Source organism: Silanimonas sp. (genome assembly GCF_027531545.1).
GTDB lineage: Bacteria > Pseudomonadota > Gammaproteobacteria > Xanthomonadales > Xanthomonadaceae > Silanimonas.
On sequence record NZ_JAPZSC010000010.1, the window covers coordinates 154,767 to 171,522 of the forward strand.

Annotated in this window: 15 protein-coding genes and 1 pseudogene; 4 read left to right on the top strand and 12 right to left on the bottom strand. The window is 68.5% G+C overall.

The window, feature by feature from the left end; genetic code table 11:
* Window positions 1–20 precede the first annotated feature (20 nt).
* A complete protein-coding gene (locus tag O9280_RS08325) occupies window positions 21–1,856 on the top strand; it encodes a M14 family metallopeptidase (protein ID WP_298341091.1) in 1,836 nt (611 codons plus the stop codon).
* Here the strand turns inward: O9280_RS08325 and O9280_RS08330 are convergent.
* Together O9280_RS08330 and O9280_RS08335 are read right to left on the bottom strand one after the other, a co-directional pair.
* Complete coding sequence (locus O9280_RS08330; RefSeq protein ID WP_298341093.1) at window positions 1,762–2,337, bottom strand: DUF2062 domain-containing protein; 576 nt, start codon at window positions 2,335–2,337, stop codon at window positions 1,762–1,764. The genes O9280_RS08325 and O9280_RS08330 overlap by 95 nt on opposite strands.
* 25 nt (window positions 2,338–2,362) lie before the next feature.
* The gene (locus tag O9280_RS08335; protein ID WP_298341095.1) at window positions 2,363–3,154 is read right to left on the bottom strand and encodes an ABC transporter substrate-binding protein; all 792 of its coding nucleotides are present in this window, start codon (window positions 3,152–3,154) and stop codon (window positions 2,363–2,365) included.
* Window positions 3,155–3,291: 137 nt separating this feature from the next.
* Between O9280_RS08335 and hemN the strand changes: the two genes are divergently transcribed.
* Together hemN and O9280_RS08345 are read left to right on the top strand one after the other, a co-directional pair.
* On the top strand, window positions 3,292–4,665 hold the full coding sequence (hemN, locus tag O9280_RS08340) for an oxygen-independent coproporphyrinogen III oxidase (protein ID WP_298341097.1): 1,374 nt from the start codon (window positions 3,292–3,294) through the stop codon (window positions 4,663–4,665).
* Window positions 4,666–4,804: 139 nt separating this feature from the next.
* Complete coding sequence (locus O9280_RS08345) at window positions 4,805–5,491, top strand: TorF family putative porin (protein WP_298341099.1); 687 nt, start codon at window positions 4,805–4,807, stop codon at window positions 5,489–5,491.
* A 61-nt stretch (window positions 5,492–5,552) separates the two neighbouring features.
* On the opposite strand, the gene trmY is transcribed toward O9280_RS08345, so the two are convergent.
* Complete coding sequence (gene trmY / locus O9280_RS08350) at window positions 5,553–6,146, bottom strand: tRNA (pseudouridine(54)-N(1))-methyltransferase TrmY (protein WP_298341101.1); 594 nt, start codon at window positions 6,144–6,146, stop codon at window positions 5,553–5,555.
* Window positions 6,147–6,256: 110 nt separating this feature from the next.
* On the opposite strand from trmY, the gene O9280_RS08355 reads away from it, so the two are divergent.
* Window positions 6,257–7,699: a HAMP domain-containing sensor histidine kinase gene (locus O9280_RS08355; protein ID WP_298341103.1), complete on the top strand. Its 1,443-nt coding sequence runs from the start codon at window positions 6,257–6,259 to the stop codon at window positions 7,697–7,699.
* A gap of 57 nt (window positions 7,700–7,756) precedes the next feature.
* Here O9280_RS08355 and O9280_RS08360 read toward each other — a convergent pair whose 3' ends face one another.
* The 9 genes and pseudogenes from O9280_RS08360 to O9280_RS08400 all read right to left on the bottom strand — a co-directional run.
* Window positions 7,757–8,398, bottom strand: coding sequence for a lysozyme inhibitor LprI family protein (locus O9280_RS08360; protein WP_298341105.1), 642 nt, complete (start codon window positions 8,396–8,398; stop codon window positions 7,757–7,759).
* Window positions 8,395–9,774, bottom strand: a complete 1,380-nt coding sequence (locus O9280_RS08365; RefSeq protein WP_298341107.1) for a pre-peptidase C-terminal domain-containing protein — start codon at window positions 9,772–9,774, stop codon at window positions 8,395–8,397. Before O9280_RS08365 ends, O9280_RS08360 begins: the two co-directional genes overlap by 4 nt.
* Window positions 9,775–9,891: 117 nt before the next feature.
* Window positions 9,892–11,181, bottom strand: a complete 1,290-nt coding sequence (locus tag O9280_RS08370) for a hypothetical protein (protein ID WP_298341109.1) — start codon at window positions 11,179–11,181, stop codon at window positions 9,892–9,894.
* A gap of 19 nt (window positions 11,182–11,200) precedes the next feature.
* Window positions 11,201–12,145 (bottom strand): class I SAM-dependent methyltransferase, encoded by a 945-nt coding sequence (locus O9280_RS08375; RefSeq protein WP_298341111.1) that lies wholly within the window; start codon window positions 12,143–12,145, stop codon window positions 11,201–11,203.
* 188 nt (window positions 12,146–12,333) lie between these two features.
* Entirely contained in the window at window positions 12,334–14,157 is a 1,824-nt protein-coding gene (locus O9280_RS08380; protein ID WP_298341113.1) for a hypothetical protein, read from the bottom strand.
* A complete protein-coding gene (locus tag O9280_RS08385) occupies window positions 14,150–15,127 on the bottom strand; it encodes a glycosyltransferase family 2 protein (protein ID WP_298341115.1) in 978 nt (325 codons plus the stop codon). The genes O9280_RS08380 and O9280_RS08385 overlap by 8 nt, the downstream gene beginning before the upstream one ends.
* 158 nt (window positions 15,128–15,285) lie before the next feature.
* Window positions 15,286–15,529, bottom strand: a pseudogene (groEL, locus tag O9280_RS08390) (chaperonin GroEL); the annotation flags it as partial.
* Window positions 15,530–15,544: 15 nt separating this feature from the next.
* Complete coding sequence (locus O9280_RS08395) at window positions 15,545–16,642, bottom strand: acyltransferase family protein (protein ID WP_298341117.1); 1,098 nt, start codon at window positions 16,640–16,642, stop codon at window positions 15,545–15,547.
* Window positions 16,643–16,756: IS3 family transposase (locus O9280_RS08400; RefSeq protein ID WP_298341118.1), on the bottom strand; the 114-nt coding region annotated here is incomplete at its 5' end.

The following is a 16,756-nucleotide window of genomic DNA, read 5'->3' on the forward strand; positions in this document are numbered from 1 at the left end:
GCCTGCTCACGGAGAACCGCATGCCCACGTCGAACCGCCTCGTCCGTCCGCGCGCGAACGCCCTCGCATTCGCCCTGTGCCTCGCCGTCTCGCCCGCGGCCTTTGCCGCGGCCGATGGCTGGGCCACGCCCGCGGAAGCCAGCGGCTTCACGCGCACACCGCGCTACGCCGAGACGATGGCGTACTTCGAGCGTCTCGACGCGGCCAGCCCGCAGGTCGCGATGCTTGAGTTCGGCACCACGCCGCAGGGCCGCGCGATGCGCGCGGTGATCGTGTCGAAGGAGGGCGTGACCACGCCGCAGGCCGCGCAGGCGACGGGCAAGCCGGTGGTCTTCATCCAGGCCGCCATCCATCCCGGCGAGCACGAGGGCAAGGACGTGCTGATGGCCCTGGTGCGCGACCTCACCGTGGGCGGCAAGTACGCCGACCTCGTCGATGCGTCCGTGCTGGTGCTGGTGCCCATCTTCAATGTCGACGGGCACGAGCGCTTCGGCCCGTTCAACCGCATCAACCAGAACGGCCCCGAGGCGATGGGCTGGCGCGCCACCGCGCAGAACCTCAACCTCAATCGCGGCTACACCAAGCTCGACGCGCCGGAAATGCAGGCGTGGATGCGCCTGTGGCACGCGTGGAACCCCGACCTGCTGATCGACCTGCACAACACCAACGGCGCCGACTACCAGTACGCGATGACCTGGGCCTTCGAGACGGCGCAGAACATCGAGGCCCCGCTCGCCGATTGGCAGCGTCGCGCCTTCGACGGCGTGGTGAAGCCCGCCCTCGCCGCGCAGGACTGGCCGGTGGCGTTCTACGTCAGCCTGAAGGACGGCACGAACCTCCGCGCCGGCCTCGTCGAAGGGGCCTCGGGGCCGCGCTTCTCGGTGGGCTACGCCGCCGCCGTGAATCGCCCCGGCCTGCTGGTCGAAACCCACATGCTCAAGGACTTCCGCACCCGCGCGGCGGTCAACGAGGCCCTGCTGGTCGAGATCCTGAGGATGCTCGGCAAGGAAGGCGAAGCCCTGCAGGCCGCGAATGCCCAGGCCGATGCGGCGCGCTTCACCGGTGACCGCCGCGTGCCGCTGGCCTTCGGCCTCGCCGACACCACCGAGACGATCGACTTCCTCGGCTATGCCGACTCGCGAACTGACAGCGAGGTTTCGGGCGGCACGTGGGTGCGCTACGAAACGTCGAAGCCGGAGACGATCCGCGTGCCCGTGCAACGGGCCGTCACCGTCACGGCCGAAGCCCCGGCGCCCGCGGCCTACGTCGTGCCCCCGCAGTGGACCGCGGTGATCGAGCGGCTGCGGATGCACGGCGTCGCGATGACGCGCATCGAGGCGGCCACCACCGTCGAGGCCGGCCGCTACCGCTTCGGCAAGGTGGCGTGGGCGCCGCGCCCGTTCGAAGGGCGGCACGCCATCGCCGAGCTGGAACAGACCCTCGAGACCGGCGAGCAGGCCGTCCCCGCGGGCAGCTGGCTGGTGCCGATGGACCAACCGAAGGCGCGCCTCGCCGCGCTGCTGCTCGAACCGGCCTCGCCCGACAGCTTCCTGCGTTGGGGCTTCTTCGACGCGATCTTCGAAGAGAAGGAATACGCGGAACCGCGCGTGATGGAAGCCATGGCCCGCGAGATGATGGCGAAGGACCGCGCGCTGAAGGCGGCCTTCGAGGCCAAGCTCGCGGCCGACGCCGCGTTTGCCGCCGATCCGCGCCAGCGGCTGCGCTTCTTCTACGAGCGCACGCCGTACTTCGACAGCGAATTCAGTCGCTATCCGGTACTGCGCCTCGATGCCGACGCAGCGCGTCGAGCCGCTGGCGGAACACCCGCGCCTCCCAGGCCAGCAGGCGCCAGGTGAGGTCGGCGAGCAGCGCGAAGGCCAGGCCCACGATCACCCCGCCGACGAACAGCGCGTTGGTGTAGCGCAAGGCGTCGGGCCAACCGGCGCCGACGCCGGCGAGGGCCATCGCGCCCAGGCCCACCCACGCGGTGAATCCGTAGATCGGGACGATGGTCAGCGGGTTGGTGATCATCTGCAGCGCCACCATCAACGTCAGGTTGCCGCGCAGGCCCAGCGCAAGGCCGAAGCCGAACAGGATCTGCAGGCCATAGACCGGCAGGAAAGCCAGCACCGAGCCCACGTAGAGGGACGGCATCACGTTGGCGCGCTTGAACGACCACAGGAATGCCGCACGGCGGGCGTGCTCGGCGAACCACTTCAGCACCGGGTAGCGCGTGAGGTTGGCGCGGCGCGGCAGCGGCCGCAGCAGGCGGCGCAGGCGCCGTCGGCGCTGCAGCCATCGCGCGTGGTGCCGGTGAAGTTCGTCGGGGGGCGTCATGCGGCGGATTATCCGCGCTGCAGTGTTACTCCGCTTGCAGGAGGAGTCGCGCCTGCAGGTCGGCGACGACACCGGAGCGCCTGAGCTCGGCGAGCGAGGCGTTGAAGGCTAGACGCCTCGCCTCGGCGCGGGGATCACGGCGCGGCCAGACGAGGTGCAGGGTCGAGACATCGATGGCGCCGCCGACGGCGGCGATCGGGCCCCCGGCGCCGTGCAGCCGTCGCAGGGTGCTGCGGCCGTTGTAGGCCCCGGCGGCAACGACATCGACCCGACCGGCCTCGAGCATGCGGAAGCACTGCGCCATGTCGTCGACGCGCAACACCTCCAGCCCGCCCGCCGCGACACGCGCCTCGAGGGGCGTGGGCATCAGCGAATCGCGCAGGTAGCAGGTGCGGCGCGCCGACTGCATGTGCCGGTTGCGCTCGACATCGCCGCCCCCGGCAAGCGTGTCGCGGCGGACGAACAGCAGCGAGGGCACCTCGAGCAGCGGGTCGGAGAACAGGAACTCGCGCTCGCGCGCGGGGCTGCGCAGGTAGGGGAAGCTGCCATCGAAGCGCCCCGCCCGCGTTTCCTCATGGGCACGGGCCCAAGGGCGGTCGACGAACACCGCACGCTCGCCATGGTGCGCGAGCACCCGTGTCACCAACGCCGGGTAGTAGCCCCCTTCCGGCGCCGTGCGGTCGATGTAGGGCAGGAACTCCGACGTGGCGAAACGCTGCTCCGGGGGAGCGGCCGCCGCGAGCACGCCAGCCGTGCAAAGCAGGGCCGCCAGGCCCGCCATCCGCCGCCACCATTGCCCCTGGGATCGTGTCGCCATCGCCGCAGCATGCGCCGGCATTCCACCGCGTTCCATGACCCCGCCGTGAAATCGTGGCGTCCCGCACGGTCCACCCTCGCGTGCGTGGCTTGATCCGGGTCAAGGCCCGGTCCGCGCACCGCGCCTACCGTGGCGCCATGACCACCGGCCGCCCCCGCTTCGACCCCGACCTGCTGGCCCGGCACGACACGCCAGGGCCGCGCTACACCTCGTATCCGACGGCCCCGCACTTCGATGCCGCTTTCGGCGAGTCGGCGCTGCGGGCCGCCATCACCCGCAGCAACGACGCGCTGATCCCCCGGCCGCTGTCGCTGTACGTGCACGTCCCCTTCTGCCTGAGCCCCTGCTTCTACTGCGGCTGCACGCGCATCGTCACCCGCGACACCGCCCGCGGGCCGGCCTACGCGGAGCGCCTGCGCCGCGAGATCGACCGCATCGCCCCGCTGTTCGACGACGACCGCGAAGTGGTGCAGCTCCACTTCGGTGGTGGCACCCCGAACTTCCTCGACGAAACGACGCTCGCCGGGCTGGTGGGGCACCTGCGCCAGGCCTTCCGCTTCACGGACGAGCAGCACAGCGACCTGTCGATCGAAATCGATCCACGCAGCACCACGCCGGCGGCAATGGCGATGCTGCGCGACATCGGCTTCAACCGCGCCAGCTTCGGCATCCAGGATTTCGATCCCGACGTGCAGGTGGCGGTGAACCGCGTGCAGCCTTTCGAAGCCACGCGCGACGTGCTCGAGGCCGCGCGCGCCGCCGGCATGCGCTCGATCAACGTCGACCTGATCTACGGCCTGCCGAAGCAGACGCTCGACGGTTTCCGCGCGACGCTGGAGAAGGTCGTGGAATTGCGCCCCGACCGCGTGGCCGTCTACAGCTACGCGCATCTGCCGCAGATGTTCCGGCCGCAGAAGCGCATCGATGCCGCCGACCTGCCGAGCCCCGCCGGGAAGATCGCCCTGCTCGGCCTCGCCATCGAGCGCCTGACCGCCGCCGGGTACGTCTACATCGGCATGGACCACTTTGCCCTGCCCTTCGACGAACTCGCCGTCGCGCAACGCAAGGGCGGCCTGCACCGCAACTTCATGGGCTACACCACGCACGCCGACACCGACCTCGTCGGTTTCGGGGCCAGCGCCATCTCCCGCATCGCCGACGCCTACGCGCAGAACCCGCGCGAACTCGGCCTGTGGGAGGCCGCCGTCGACGCCGGCCGGCTGCCGGTGTGGCGCGGCCTGGTGCTGGACGACGACGACCAGCTCCGCGCCACCCTGATCCAGGACCTGATGTGCCAGGGCGAGGTGGATTTCGACGCCCTCAGCCGGCGGACCGGCGCGGAAACCCTGGCCGTCCTCGAGGAAGCCCGGCCGCGCCTCGCCGCGCTGGAAGCCGACGGGCTGGTGGCCTGCCGCGACCACCGCGTGCGGGTCACCGACCGGGGCCGGCTGCTGCTCCGGGTGGTGGCCGCCTGCTTCGACCGCTACCTCCCGGGGGCACCCGCCCGATAGCGGGTCGACGGATTCGTGCCCAAGCTCTAGAAAGTGAAGGCTTGATGGCAAAGCGTTTACGCTTAGCCACTCTTGCCCCTAACCCGCCGGGCCCCGCCCCGGCCGCATTCGACGAGCCCAAGAGAAGGAATCGCCTCCCATGACCCGCAAGACCCTGATTGCCGCCCTGCTCCTCGCCGCCCTCCCCGGCGCCGCTGCCGCTGAAGGCTTCAACTGGAACGCCACCCTGGCGTCCGACTACCTCTACCGCGGCATCGACCAGAACGACGACCAGCCCGCGCTGCAGCTCGGCGCCGGCTACGGCTTCGAGAACGGTCTGTACGTCGGCGCCTGGGCCTCGAACGTCGACTTCGGCGATGGCAGCACGGACGCCGAGATCGACACCTTCGTCGGCTGGGCCGGCGACCTGTCGGACACCACCAGCCTCGACGTGCAGGTCGTCCGCTACAACTACCTCAACGAGCCGAACGGCACCGATTACGCCTACAACGAGCTGATCTCCAAGCTGGGCTTCGCGGAGAACTACACGTTCACCTTCGGCTACACCAACGACTACTTCAACGCCGACGTCGACAGCTACTACTACAACCTCGGCGGCAGCTGGGATTTCGCCGAGCACTACACCTTCAATGCGGGCGCCGGCGTCACCGTGATCGACCAGGGCCCGCTGGAGAACTTCATCGACTTCAGCGTCGGCGTGAGCCGCGCGTTCGGCCCGGCCACCGTGGCGCTGAGCTACGTGGGCACCGACAGCGAGGGTGAGGACAACTTCGGCCCCGACCTGTCGGAAGACAAGTTCCTGCTGACGGTCGGCTTCAGCGGCTGATCCCAGCGCCATCGCTGCACCCGGAACCCCGCGGCTTGCCGCGGGGTTCTTCGTTTGGGGCTCAGCGCTGGTCGAGCGCGTGGTGGATCAGCACCACGCACTGCGAGGCGAACAGCATCCGCGAGCCCAGCGACAGCTTCGTCGCGCCGAGCCGCTCGAGGCTGCCGAAGGTCTTCTTCGGCATCGGGATGTGGTCGGTGAGCAGGAAGCAGGGGTTGCCGCCAAAGGCCTGCTCGCCGATCGGCGTGCCCTTGCGGTCGAGGACGAAGAGCCTGTGGTCGGCGCCGAGCTGCTGCACGAGCCGTTCGAAGCTGATCGTCTGCACCGTGACGCCGGACTCGACTGGCCGCGTCTCCTCCTTGCCCATGCCCCGCGAGGCGTCCAACGCCTTCGCCACCTTGCCGAGCAGGGCGCGCTCGTCGAAGCCGCCCAGCTCATGCATGGCGCGCGGCTCGAAGCGGACCGTCCGCGAGTAGTCCGATGTGCTTTCGAGCACGAGGTACACCACGACATCATCGCGATGCGATTGCGCGACGAAGATCGCGTTCATCAGCACGTGGGCGAGGATCTCGGAGTGCGCTTCGCCACCCACGCCGGCCAGCAGCTTGGCGCTGTCGGTGGGTGCGGCACGGGCGCGCAGGACGAACGTACGCATGGCCTTCCGGGGGTGGTCTTCGGTTCCGGGATTGTCGCATCGCGGCCGACCGGGGTCCGCCATGGCGGGCCGGCGCCGATTACACTTCAGGGGTCCGTACTGGACGGAGCATGCCCTTGGTCGACCACACCGCCGGGGAAACCTTTCTCGGGCCCATCCGCTTCTTCCGCCAGCGCACGGTCCTGGGGATCCACGCCTCGATCACGCTCGGCTCGCTGATCTGCATGGGGATCTTCCACTACTCGGGCGTGGTCGTCGCGACGACCGCGGTCGCCGTCCTGCTCGGGTCGCTCGGCCTATGGCTGGCCCATCGGGGCCGGACCGGGCCCGCCGTCGCCATCGCCGCCGCCGTGCTGGTGGGCATGCCCCTCGTTCTGGCTTGGAGTGGGTACGGGATGCACGACGTGTCGATGCTGATCCTTCCGGCCAGCGTGGTGGCCATCGGCCTCGTGGCGCGGCCACGCGCCACGCTGCTGACCGGCGTGCTGGCGGCGGCCTCTGCCGGGTTCCTCGCCCTGGCGACGGCCAACGACTTCCTGCCGAGGCCGCCTTCGCCGGCCGAGGCGGAGCTGGCGATGCGCACGGCGCCCGTCGTGGTGCTGATCCTCGCCTTCGCCACCTTCGTCGGCATGACGGCGTCCTGGGCGCTGAACTTCCTGCTGGATGCCCTGGCCGCACACAACGCCGATCTGGAGCGCGCGGTGCAGCGGCGCACGGCCGAGCTCGAAGCCAGCAACGCCGAGCTCGAAGCGGCGGTGGACCGCATTGAACGCGCCTCGCGCGAGCTCGTGCGCAGCGAACGCCTCGCCACCCTCGGAAGCGCGGTTTCCGGCGTCACCCACGAGCTCGCCACGCCGATCAGCAACGCGGTGGTCGTGGCTTCGGCGCTCGAGGACGCGGCCACGGAACTCGGCGCCAAGATGACCGCGGGAACGCTGCGGAAAAGCGAGCTCGAGGCCTTCGTCACCGACGCCCGCGACCACTCCGCGCTGCTGATGCGCTCGCTCGACCGCGCGCGCGACCTCGTGCAGAGCTTCAAGCGCGTGTCGGTCGACCAGGCCTCGGGGCGGCGCCGTGCCTTCATGCTCGACGAGTGCATCGCCGACCTCGTGCGCACGTTCAAAGCCTCCAAGGGCCACCGCCGGATGCTCGTGGAGACCCGCATCGAGCCCGGCATCGAACTGCAGGGCTACCCGGGGCCGCTGGGCCAGATCATCACCAACCTGCTGCAGAACGCCGTCCTCCACGGCTTCGCCGACCGCACCGACGGGCGCATCGCCATCGACGGGCGCCGCTCAAGCACCGGCTTCGAACTCGAGGTCATCGACAACGGCGTGGGTATCGCGCCGGAAGTCCTCGCGCGCATCTTCGAACCCTACTTCACCACCCGTGGCGACGAAGAGGGCTCGGGCCTCGGCCTTTCGATCAGCCGGCAATTGGCCGCCACCGTGCTCGGCGGGCGATTGACCGTGGAATCGACGCCCGGCGAGGGCGCGCGCTTTTTGCTGCGCGCGCCGCTGTCCGCGCCGCTGCGCCGCGACGAGCCGGAATAACGCAGGCACCCTGCGGCGGAACGGGCGCGACGTATCCCAAAGCCAGCGGATGCGGCATCAATCCGCGGCGAGTTGGCCGAGCCGGACCGCCTGCTCACGGACGAGATCGAGTCGACGGCCCGCGCTGACCAGGCCCCATATCGTCCCTTCGCGCTGGTAGGTCGCGGAAATCGCCGCGAACTGCGCGTCGCGCCAGGCCAGCCACGCGCGCTGCGCCGCTTTCACTGGCGCCTGCTGCTCCGCATCAAGGCGACCGAGGAGGCGCTGGTAGTTGAGGTTGAGCTGGCGGTCCCAGCGCGCCGTGGCTTCTGCAAGGCAGCTGCTGATCCCGAGGGTGCTGCTGTCGTCCTGCTGGCAGGCGTCGTTGGCGACATCGATCGGATGCTGCGCGCCGAGGTCGTCGACCACCGGCAGCACGAGGCCACTCCGTGGATCGGCGAGCACGGTGCCACGCTCCGGGTCGAAACCCAGGATCAGCGAGCGGCCTTCCGCCCAATCCTCGGTCTTCTCCCAATCACCCTCGGCATAGATCACCGTCAGCGCACGCCCATCGCCGAGCTGGACGAAATGGGGATCGCTGGTGTGCTCGAAGGCGACGGTGCTCGCCCCCTCGAGTGCAGGGACCGACGCCGCCGCCATGGGTGCCAGCGCGAGCAGCAACGGCAGCAACAGGACCGGCCGGGTCGAACAACGCGTCATTCGAGTCCCATCCGCGCACGCAGCTCGTAGAGCCCACCGCTGCCGCCTTCGTACGCCTTCGCCATCACGGTGTACGTCCCCGGCTGCACGTCGACCGAAAGGCGCGCATTGGTGCCGCCGCCATCGCCGCCGTCGTCATCTTCGGCCACCACGCTTCCGTTGCGACGCAGCTCCAGCATCGTGTCGAAGTCTTCGCTGCGCATGTCGACGACCAGCGTCCCCGCTTCGGTGATGGTCAGCTGGTAGCCGTGGGCCTCGCCGGCGCTCATCCCGGTGACCGGCGCATCCAGCGTCAGGGTGCCGCCGCTGCGCAGCTCGGTGCCCGCGGGCAGGGCGGTTTGGGTGGCGGACAACCGGAACAGGCCGTTCGAACCCTCGTTCAGCGCACGGGCGACCACGGTGTACGTCCCCGGCTGCAGCATGGCGGCAATCCGCGAGTCGGTGCCGTTGCCGCCACCGTCGTCGTCGCTGAGCGAAACGTCGTTGCCGCGCAGCTCCAGCTGGGTGTCGAAGGACTCGCTGCCGAGTTCGATGATGACGCGCCCCGGCTGCCTCACCCGCAGCTGGTACTCGCGCGGGCTGCCGGTCAGGGCGCCGTGCACGACGCTGCCGTCGAGGGCCAGCGCACCGCTGTTGCGCAGACGCACGCCATCCGGCAGCTCTCCCATCCCCACGGCCAGCTGGAACAGGCCCGTCGCCTCGTCCACCGATTTCGCGCGCAGGGTGTAGGTGCCGGCTTCCAGCGGCGCGTTCAGGCGCGCGTTCAGGCCGCCACCGCCGTCGTCGTCGCTGATCGAAACGCCATTCCCTTGCAACTCCAGCGCGGAATCGAACTCGCTGGAACGCATCTCGATCTGGTAGTAGCCGGCTTGCCGGATCTCGAGTCGGTAGCTCTTGCCGTCACGGCCGATCAGGTCGGCGATGTCGGCACCGGGACGCAACGGGCCCTCGCCGCGATGGACCTGCAGCGGCTTGGCGTCGAGACGGAACGGGCCAAAGGCGCGGGGGCCGCTGCCGCTCACCGCCACCTCGTAGCGCCCTTTCTCGCTCGCCAGCATCGTCAGCCGGACACCCGCGGGCGCTTCACCGCATTGGCTCTGGGTGGGGCCGGCCACCGCGTCGCCTTCGCGCATCACGAACAGCCGGGCGCACAGCGCGCCGCTGGCCTCGAAGCTCACCGCCTGGCCGGCGTCGAGGTCGATGGCATAGACGATGCTGCGGCTGCCGTCGCTGTAGTTGATGCGGTTGGCGGTCGTGATCTCGCCACGCACGCCGGCACCCATGCCAAGAGGCAGGGCCGCGGCGTCGGCGGCGTTCTGGGCCAGCGCCCAGGGCGACGACAGAAGGAGGGCAAGGGCGAGGGGGGTCTTCTTCATCGGGAGGGCGTCCATTCTTCAGCGTGGGGGGCGGGCCGGCATCGATCCGGCGCGGGGGACGGCTATGAGACCTGTTCCAGAAGCACGGCGCCAGCGTTCAAGCGCCCGTTCCGTGACCTAGCGGTATACCCCGGCAGGAACGAGGACCATGTAGCTGCTCGGCGGGCCGCCATCGTCGAAATTGGTCACGAACAGGATGCGTGAACCGTCGCGGCTGATCGTGGCCTGGGGCTCGCCGAAGTAGCCGCCGAAGTTCGCGGCGGCTCGGGTGTGCGCCACCGAGAGCTTCCGCCCGCCCGGCTTGAGTTCGAGCAGCATGACCTTACGGTGCATCGGCTCCAGGGTGGCGTCAGGCACGACCCTGCCGTACTCGGCCGAGTCGGCGTAGGTGCTGATGACGACCCAGCCGGGTCGGTCGAAGGCCTGGCCGGAGAGGTGCGCGGCATAGCCGGCACCGCTGCGGGGATAGAGCGGCAGCAGGTCGAAGGCCCTCCCGGTGGCGATGTCCATCGCCCGGATCGCACCGGCCTCGTAGTCGGTGAAGACATACAGGTCTTCGCCCCCGGGGCCGAACGTCAGGTCGCTGTGCTCGCTCATCACGTGCAGCTGGCGCGAGCGGGAGAAGTCGAGCGGGTAGGCCCGCGTGCCGAGCGCCTTGTTGAAGGCCCACGAGGGCACGGCCCAGCGGCCGCTCGGACTGATGCTGATGTGGTCGGGAAACGCCCCGCCGAAGGCCGAGGCATCCAGCGTGCCGACGATGCGATCTTCCTCGCGGTCGTACGTGACCAGGCCGTGGATCGTGTTGGCCTTCGTGGCGTCGTTGTAGGAGGTGGCCATGAACGCCCAGTAGCGGCCGTCGGCCGACGCGGTGCCTTCCGACTTCGTCCACACCTGCGTCGCCCCGGGCCACGGCAGCCGGCCGCGGAAATCGGCCATCAGCGTGTCCCGATCGGTCTCGACGTCCTTGGCGTACCAGGCCATGCCTTGGTTGTAGAACAGGATGCGGGGGTCGGTCGGGTGCCAGATCGGCTCGGCGTCGCCCGCCAGACCGCGAAGTGCACCGCCCTCGCCGCTGCGCGCCAGCATGCCGAACGTGCCGCCGTCGTACAGCACCCAATAGCCGTTGCTGGCCGCGCCGAGGTAGCGGCTGTTGTCGGCATTGAAGGCCTGCCGGCGACTGTAGTTGTGGCGCACGTGCGTCGCGCCGGCGAGGTCGCTGGCGTCGGTCGCCTTGAACACCCGGGTGCCGTACACCGGGTCGATGTAGCTCGGCGCGTCCAGCCCGGTCGCCTTCGTCGCCGGCTTGGCCACGACAGGAATCGGATCAGCCTTGAGCGTCGTCAGCGCGTTCTCCGCCGGCGCGGCCGCGCACAGCGTGGCCGCGCACAGGAACGCGAGGACGATCATTCGTCCGAAGCGAGCGCGATCAACCATCGATCCGCGTCGCCACGATCCGCAGCATCTGGCCGCGCCCGACAAGATCCGCGGCAACGGTCAGCGGCAGCCAGGCGAGGGGCGGCAGCGCGGCGAGAAGCGCACGCCAGCCCTTGGGGGCGGACTGCTTCCACGTCTTGAGGCTCATCCTCGTCACCGACCAGACGCTGTCCGTGCGCCACAACGTGATGCGGAACCCGGCCGCTTCCACAATCGGCCGCAGCGACGACTCGGTGAAGTGGTGGAGATGCTCGGGAATCTGCAGGCCGGACCAGGACGGCCCGAAGAAGCCCGCCTCGGCGGAGTCGAAGTTCGGCACCGTCAGGTACAGCGTGCCGCCAGGGCGAAGGTGCGCGTGGATCGACGCCAGCGTGTCCTTCGGCGACGGAACGTGCTCGAGCACCTGGTTGAGGATGACGAGGCCGAAATGCCCGCGCGGCAGCCCAGCGTCGTCGAGAAAGGCGGTGCGGATGTCCGCGCGCGTCGCGCGTCGCGCCTGCTCGGCGGCGCCGACGGTCGGCTCCAGGCCGAACAGCGCCGAGCAGCCATAGCGTTCGAGTTCGAGCAGGCGTTGCCCATTGCCGCAGCCGATGTCGAGCACCGGCGCATCGCCGGGGAAAGGGACCGGCAGGAAGCGCGCGCGCAGCGGACGCAGAACGATCGACGCGACCGCGCGCACCAGCGGCGAGAGGGCTTCGGGATAGTTCCAGAAGGTCCTCAGAACGAGGTCCTGCAGGCGCGCCGCGAGGCCCGAACGCAGCGACGGCGGTTCGGTCGTGTAGTAGTGACCGCTGTCGTAGACGGCGCTGAGCTCCGCGGGCGTCGGCACCGGATCGAGGCGGACGAGGTGGCAGCCGGTGCAGCGGATCAATGCGCGACGATCAAGCGCCAGCGCGACGGTCGCGGCGACGGTACCGCAGTGGACACAGGCCGACATGGGGAAGGTTGAGCGGGAGGCTGGGCCTCAGTTTACGCGAGCGGCGTCCACTGAGCGTCGCTATGCGCGCATGGACGGCCTCGGCTTCAGCACCATCGATGAGAATGCCACTCTCTCGGACCTGATCGGCCTGCCGCGGATCACATCCTTCAAGGCACGACGTTATCCAGGCTTTGCTCTCCACACCTTCAGGGGCTTCGCTCCACCTCGCACCAGCGAAATGGATACCCCTCATCGCCGATACGCGAATCGAGCACCGCGCAGCTACCGGGGCGCAAGCTCAATCCGTGGGCGCGCAGCAGCTCACTGGCGTTGTGAATCAGCGCCTGGTTGCCGCGTTCGCGCGCCTCCTCAGCCGCAGCGGCAAGCACCAGTTGGCAGGGAACGTCGCCGACGGCAGCACGCAACTCGAATCGCCCGGGCTTGGCAAAGCGACCGAGCACCCCACAGTCGCCGCTGGTCAAGCCCAGCCTTTTCGCCCACCGATTGATCTTCACGAGCCGCGCGCTAAACCGCGACTCTTCAGCGGGGAACATCGCAAAGATCTCTCCACCGCGCTCGGCGATTGTTTCGTTCACACGTAGCGAATAGGCGGGCGACGCAGGGAAGTTCGTCCCCACCGAGGCATAGGTCGCCTTCGCCGGCAGGAAGGGTACGCGCCACGCCTGTGGATAGCCGCCGACGAGCAGCACTGTGGCGCGCTCAGGCCCGCGCATCGGCGGAGTTTCCACGAAGAAACCATGGCGGTCCCAACCGTTGTTCCCCCACGTATTCCAACCAAGCACGGCAACGAACACACATGCCGTCACGATTCGTGCGCCCCACTGCCTCGCAGATGCCGCGGGAAACACCCGCAGCGCCAACAGCCAGATGGCTAGCGGTGCCAACGCTTCCAATGCCGCGAGGTAACGGTGAATGCTGAACATCCACATCCACGCCAGAAAAGAAACCGCGACGAAAACCAGCAGCATCCGCTCAGCAATGGCGAAGCCGACCGGCGCGCTTGGCTGCGAGCGCCCAGGGCCGAATCGGCGCATCAAGGCGATGAAGGCGGCCGCGATGCCCAGCAGGTAAAGCGCGGCCCACGCCAATTGCGGCATCGCGCTTTCGCTGATCTCGCGCGGATTGAGCGTGATCCAGATCGGCCAAAGCACGGCCTGCAGTACGCCATCGGGCAGCCAGCGCAGATCAGCCACGCCGATCGGCTGCGCCAAGGGGGCCTGGAACCAGGTGTTGAACTGCGGAAACAGCGGATTGCCGAACTGGCTCCATACCTGAAAGAACCATGGGCCGGCGACGACACCGAACACGATGGTTGTCACCACCGTCAGCAGCGTTGCATCGGCGAAGCGGCGCCTCCAGCCCGGGCGACCGGTAAGCACGGCAACGCCTAGCCCCAGGGCGTAGATGGCATTGGTCAGTTTCAATCCGAGCGCCAAGCCAAGCAGCAAGCCCGCCACCAGCCAGTGCAACGTCGCCGATGATTGCGACTTGACCGCACGTATCGTCAGCGCCACCGCCGCCAGCACCAGTGGCGCCGTGGTGTTGTCGCCCATCGTGTTGCCAAGCTCGGCCAGAAAAACGGCGCTACAGCACCCGGCGAACGCGAGCATCGGTACCAGCCGGCTACGGCGTTGGTCGCCTTCGAGCACCTGCCAAGCCACCGCCGCCACCGCAGCGAAGACCAGGCCGTGCCAGGCGCCCAACACTATCCCGGCCAGCATTGCCGAGCCCTTCACCGCCACCAGGTAGTAGCCCACGTCCAGCCAAGGCACGAAATAGCTCTGCATCTGCGCCGGAGCAAGATCGATCGAAAGCCGCGAGTACAGGGCCGCCCAACCGTTGTACAGATGGTAATTGCGCAGATCCGCGTTCGCGTCCTGTCCGAGCAGCAGCGAAACCATGGCGGCAAGCGCGCAAGCCACCACACAGGCTCGCACGACGTTGGCGCGAGTGTCGAAAGCGAAGTTTCGCGAGAGCCAGCCGCGCACTATTGATGTGGCTTCAGCCATGCAGGGAATCTCCCTTGCCCGCATGCGACTGCAAGACACCGGGGCCAGGCAAGGCGAGGTAGGCCAGACGCTTGGCCTCGACACGGCCACGCGTGACCGTGTCAAGCAAGAGGCCGCAGACACCAAGCAAAGCGCCCAGCAGGAACAATGCTGCGCAGAGAACAGCGGTTGGGAAACGCGGCACCAGCCCGGTTGACCACCAGGTGGCGAACAGCGGAACCGAAAGCACCAAGGCCAGCACCGCGCAGGCGACGCCGCCGATGCCGAAGAAGCGCAGCGGCCGCTCAGTCTTGAAGAGTCCGACGAGGGTGCCGAGGATGCGCCAGCCGTCTCGGTAGGTACGGAGCTTGCTGGCCGATCCGTCTCCACGTGCTCCGTAGCGCGTCGGCACTTCACCCACCGGCATCCGAAGCTGGAGGGCATGAACAGCCAGCTCGGTCTCAATCTCGAAACCGTGCGCGTGTGCCGGGAACGACTTGACATAGCGTCGCGAGAAGACGCGGTACCCGGACAAGAGGTCATCGAAGCTGCGTCCAAACAGCATCGCCAGCGTCTCGGTCAGCATGCGGTTGCCGAACCGGTGGCCACGGCGATAGGCCGCCGCCTCGTTTCCAACCCGCTTGCCGACCAGCATATCCAGCTCTTCGTCCAGCAGCCTCGCGACCATGGACGGCGCCGCGGCCGCTTCGTATGTGTCGTCACCATCGACCATCACGTACACGTCCGCCTCGATGTCGGCGAATGCGCGGCGCACCACGTTGCCCTTGCCGACCAACACGACGCGGTGCACCTGAGCGCCAGCGGCCTTCGCCAATGCGCAGGAATCGTCTCGCGACCCGTTGTCAAACACATGCACCTCGGCATCCGGCAGGTAAGCACGGAAATCGGCGACGACACGAGCGATGGCCGCAGCTTCGTCGCGGCAGGGGATGAGCACCGCGATCCGCAGGTCCTTTTCGGTACGTCGCACGCTGTATTGCCTCCTTTTTGGCCGGCCGGATTGTAACGCAGCCCCCCGGACCGTCAGCGGCGAAACAGCGTCGAAGGCGAAGCAGCGGGAGGCAAAAAAGCACAAAGCCCGGTACAAGGCCGGGCTTCGTTTGACGCAGTACCGCTTGGCGCGCTGGATCAGAAATCCATGTCGCCCATGCCGCCCATGCCACCGCCGCCGCCCGGAGCCGGAGCGTCCTTCTTCGGGGCTTCGGCGACCATCGCTTCGGTCGTGATCATCAGGCCGGCGATCGACGCGGCGTTCTGCAGCGCCGTGCGGGTCACCTTGGCCGGGCCCGGGAGCCTGCACCATGTCGAGTATCGCCAACGACTTGTCGCCAGCGCTGGCCACGACGTCGCGCAGCGGGGCTTCCATGGGACGCGGGGGAATGGGCCATCAGGCTGGTGCGCGGATCACGGGGGAAGACGCCTTGCCGCCGAGCCAGACACCGATCCAGGTTCGCCGCACCAAGAGGTGATAGCTGGCGATCAACAGCGGGAACGCCATCAGGTTGACGAGCAGCCATTTGAACCACCACGCCGCGGACCAGGGCGCGAGAGCGATCTGCAGCGCCACCACCAGCGGCAGGTGCACGATGTAGATCCAATACGCCGAATCGGCGAGATAGCGCACCCACGCCCGGGGGCGGCCGAAGACCGTGACGAACAGGCCGAGCCAGCCGAGCACGGCCAGGCTCATGGTCATCCCCGTACCAAAGGCGGTGCCCCAGCGCAGCATGTCCGCGTTATCCAACGCCCACGGGCTCCCCGAGAGGCGAAGGCCCACGCCTGCGATCGCGACCAGAGCGACGATCAGGCTGAGTGGCAGGAATGCCTTCCACCGTCTCCCGAACACGGCGAGAAGATCGACGTGGCGGTGGAGCATCCAACCGAAGGCGAAGAACAGCCCGTAGAGGGCGAGCACTGGCAGGTGCCAGGCGAAGGTCCGGTCGGGCGTGTCGATCGTCGGGCCCGCCATCGATCCGATCATCGGCATCACCAGGACCGCCAGAACCAGCGGCGCCAGCCAGCTGCCGGCCAACCGACGAAAAATCCCGTGCATTGTCGTGCGCACGGGGCTGTCGTTCGAGAGCAGCAGTGCGACCGCGGCGCGAAGCATCAGGAAAGGCACGGTGATGAGAAGCACGTAGTAGAGGAACCACAGGTGCGTCAGTCCGATTTCGGGCCATCGCTCTCCCCTTGCCCCCTCCAAGGCAACGTCCCACCACGGCATCGCCGCAGCCTCGGGCGAGGGTTCCAGCCAGCCGGCGTGCCTGCCGCCGATGATCCACAAGCCGTTGAGGAGCAGCTTCATCGGATAGAGCGCGACAACGAAGGCCAGCGCGATGCGGATGGCACGATCCTTGAGGAAGGAACGAAGCCCGCGCTTTCCGACCACCATGCTGGCGAAGAAACCCGCCAGCAGGAAGAAGATCGCCATGCGGAGGCTGTGCGAGTAGTAGGCGAACTGAATCGCCCCGGCTTTCGTGGACACCTAGTTGCCTGAAAGCCCTGCCTGCCTTTCGAACTCTACCGGAGAGACGCCTCCGATCGTTCCGTGTCGGCGTTTCGGGTTGTAGAACATCTCGATGTAATCGAACACGTCGCT

Excerpts from the sequence above, each read along its gene's own strand:
- O9280_RS08325 (WP_298341091.1), top strand. The coding sequence starts at position 21 with ATGCCCACGTCGAACCGCCTCGTCCGTCCGCGCGCGAACGCCCTCGCA.
- O9280_RS08330 (WP_298341093.1), bottom strand. The coding sequence starts at position 2,337 with ATGACGCCCCCCGACGAACTTCACCGGCACCACGCGCGATGGCTGCAG.
- O9280_RS08335 (WP_298341095.1), bottom strand. The coding sequence starts at position 3,154 with ATGGCGACACGATCCCAGGGGCAATGGTGGCGGCGGATGGCGGGCCTG.
- hemN (WP_298341097.1), top strand. The coding sequence starts at position 3,292 with ATGACCACCGGCCGCCCCCGCTTCGACCCCGACCTGCTGGCCCGGCAC.
- O9280_RS08345 (WP_298341099.1), top strand. The coding sequence starts at position 4,805 with ATGACCCGCAAGACCCTGATTGCCGCCCTGCTCCTCGCCGCCCTCCCC.
- trmY (WP_298341101.1), bottom strand. The coding sequence starts at position 6,146 with ATGCGTACGTTCGTCCTGCGCGCCCGTGCCGCACCCACCGACAGCGCC.
- O9280_RS08355 (WP_298341103.1), top strand. The coding sequence starts at position 6,257 with ATGCCCTTGGTCGACCACACCGCCGGGGAAACCTTTCTCGGGCCCATC.
- O9280_RS08360 (WP_298341105.1), bottom strand. The coding sequence starts at position 8,398 with ATGACGCGTTGTTCGACCCGGCCGGTCCTGTTGCTGCCGTTGCTGCTC.
- O9280_RS08365 (WP_298341107.1), bottom strand. The coding sequence starts at position 9,774 with ATGAAGAAGACCCCCCTCGCCCTTGCCCTCCTTCTGTCGTCGCCCTGG.
- O9280_RS08370 (WP_298341109.1), bottom strand. The coding sequence starts at position 11,181 with ATGATCGTCCTCGCGTTCCTGTGCGCGGCCACGCTGTGCGCGGCCGCG.
- O9280_RS08375 (WP_298341111.1), bottom strand. The coding sequence starts at position 12,145 with ATGTCGGCCTGTGTCCACTGCGGTACCGTCGCCGCGACCGTCGCGCTG.
- O9280_RS08380 (WP_298341113.1), bottom strand. The coding sequence starts at position 14,157 with ATGGCTGAAGCCACATCAATAGTGCGCGGCTGGCTCTCGCGAAACTTC.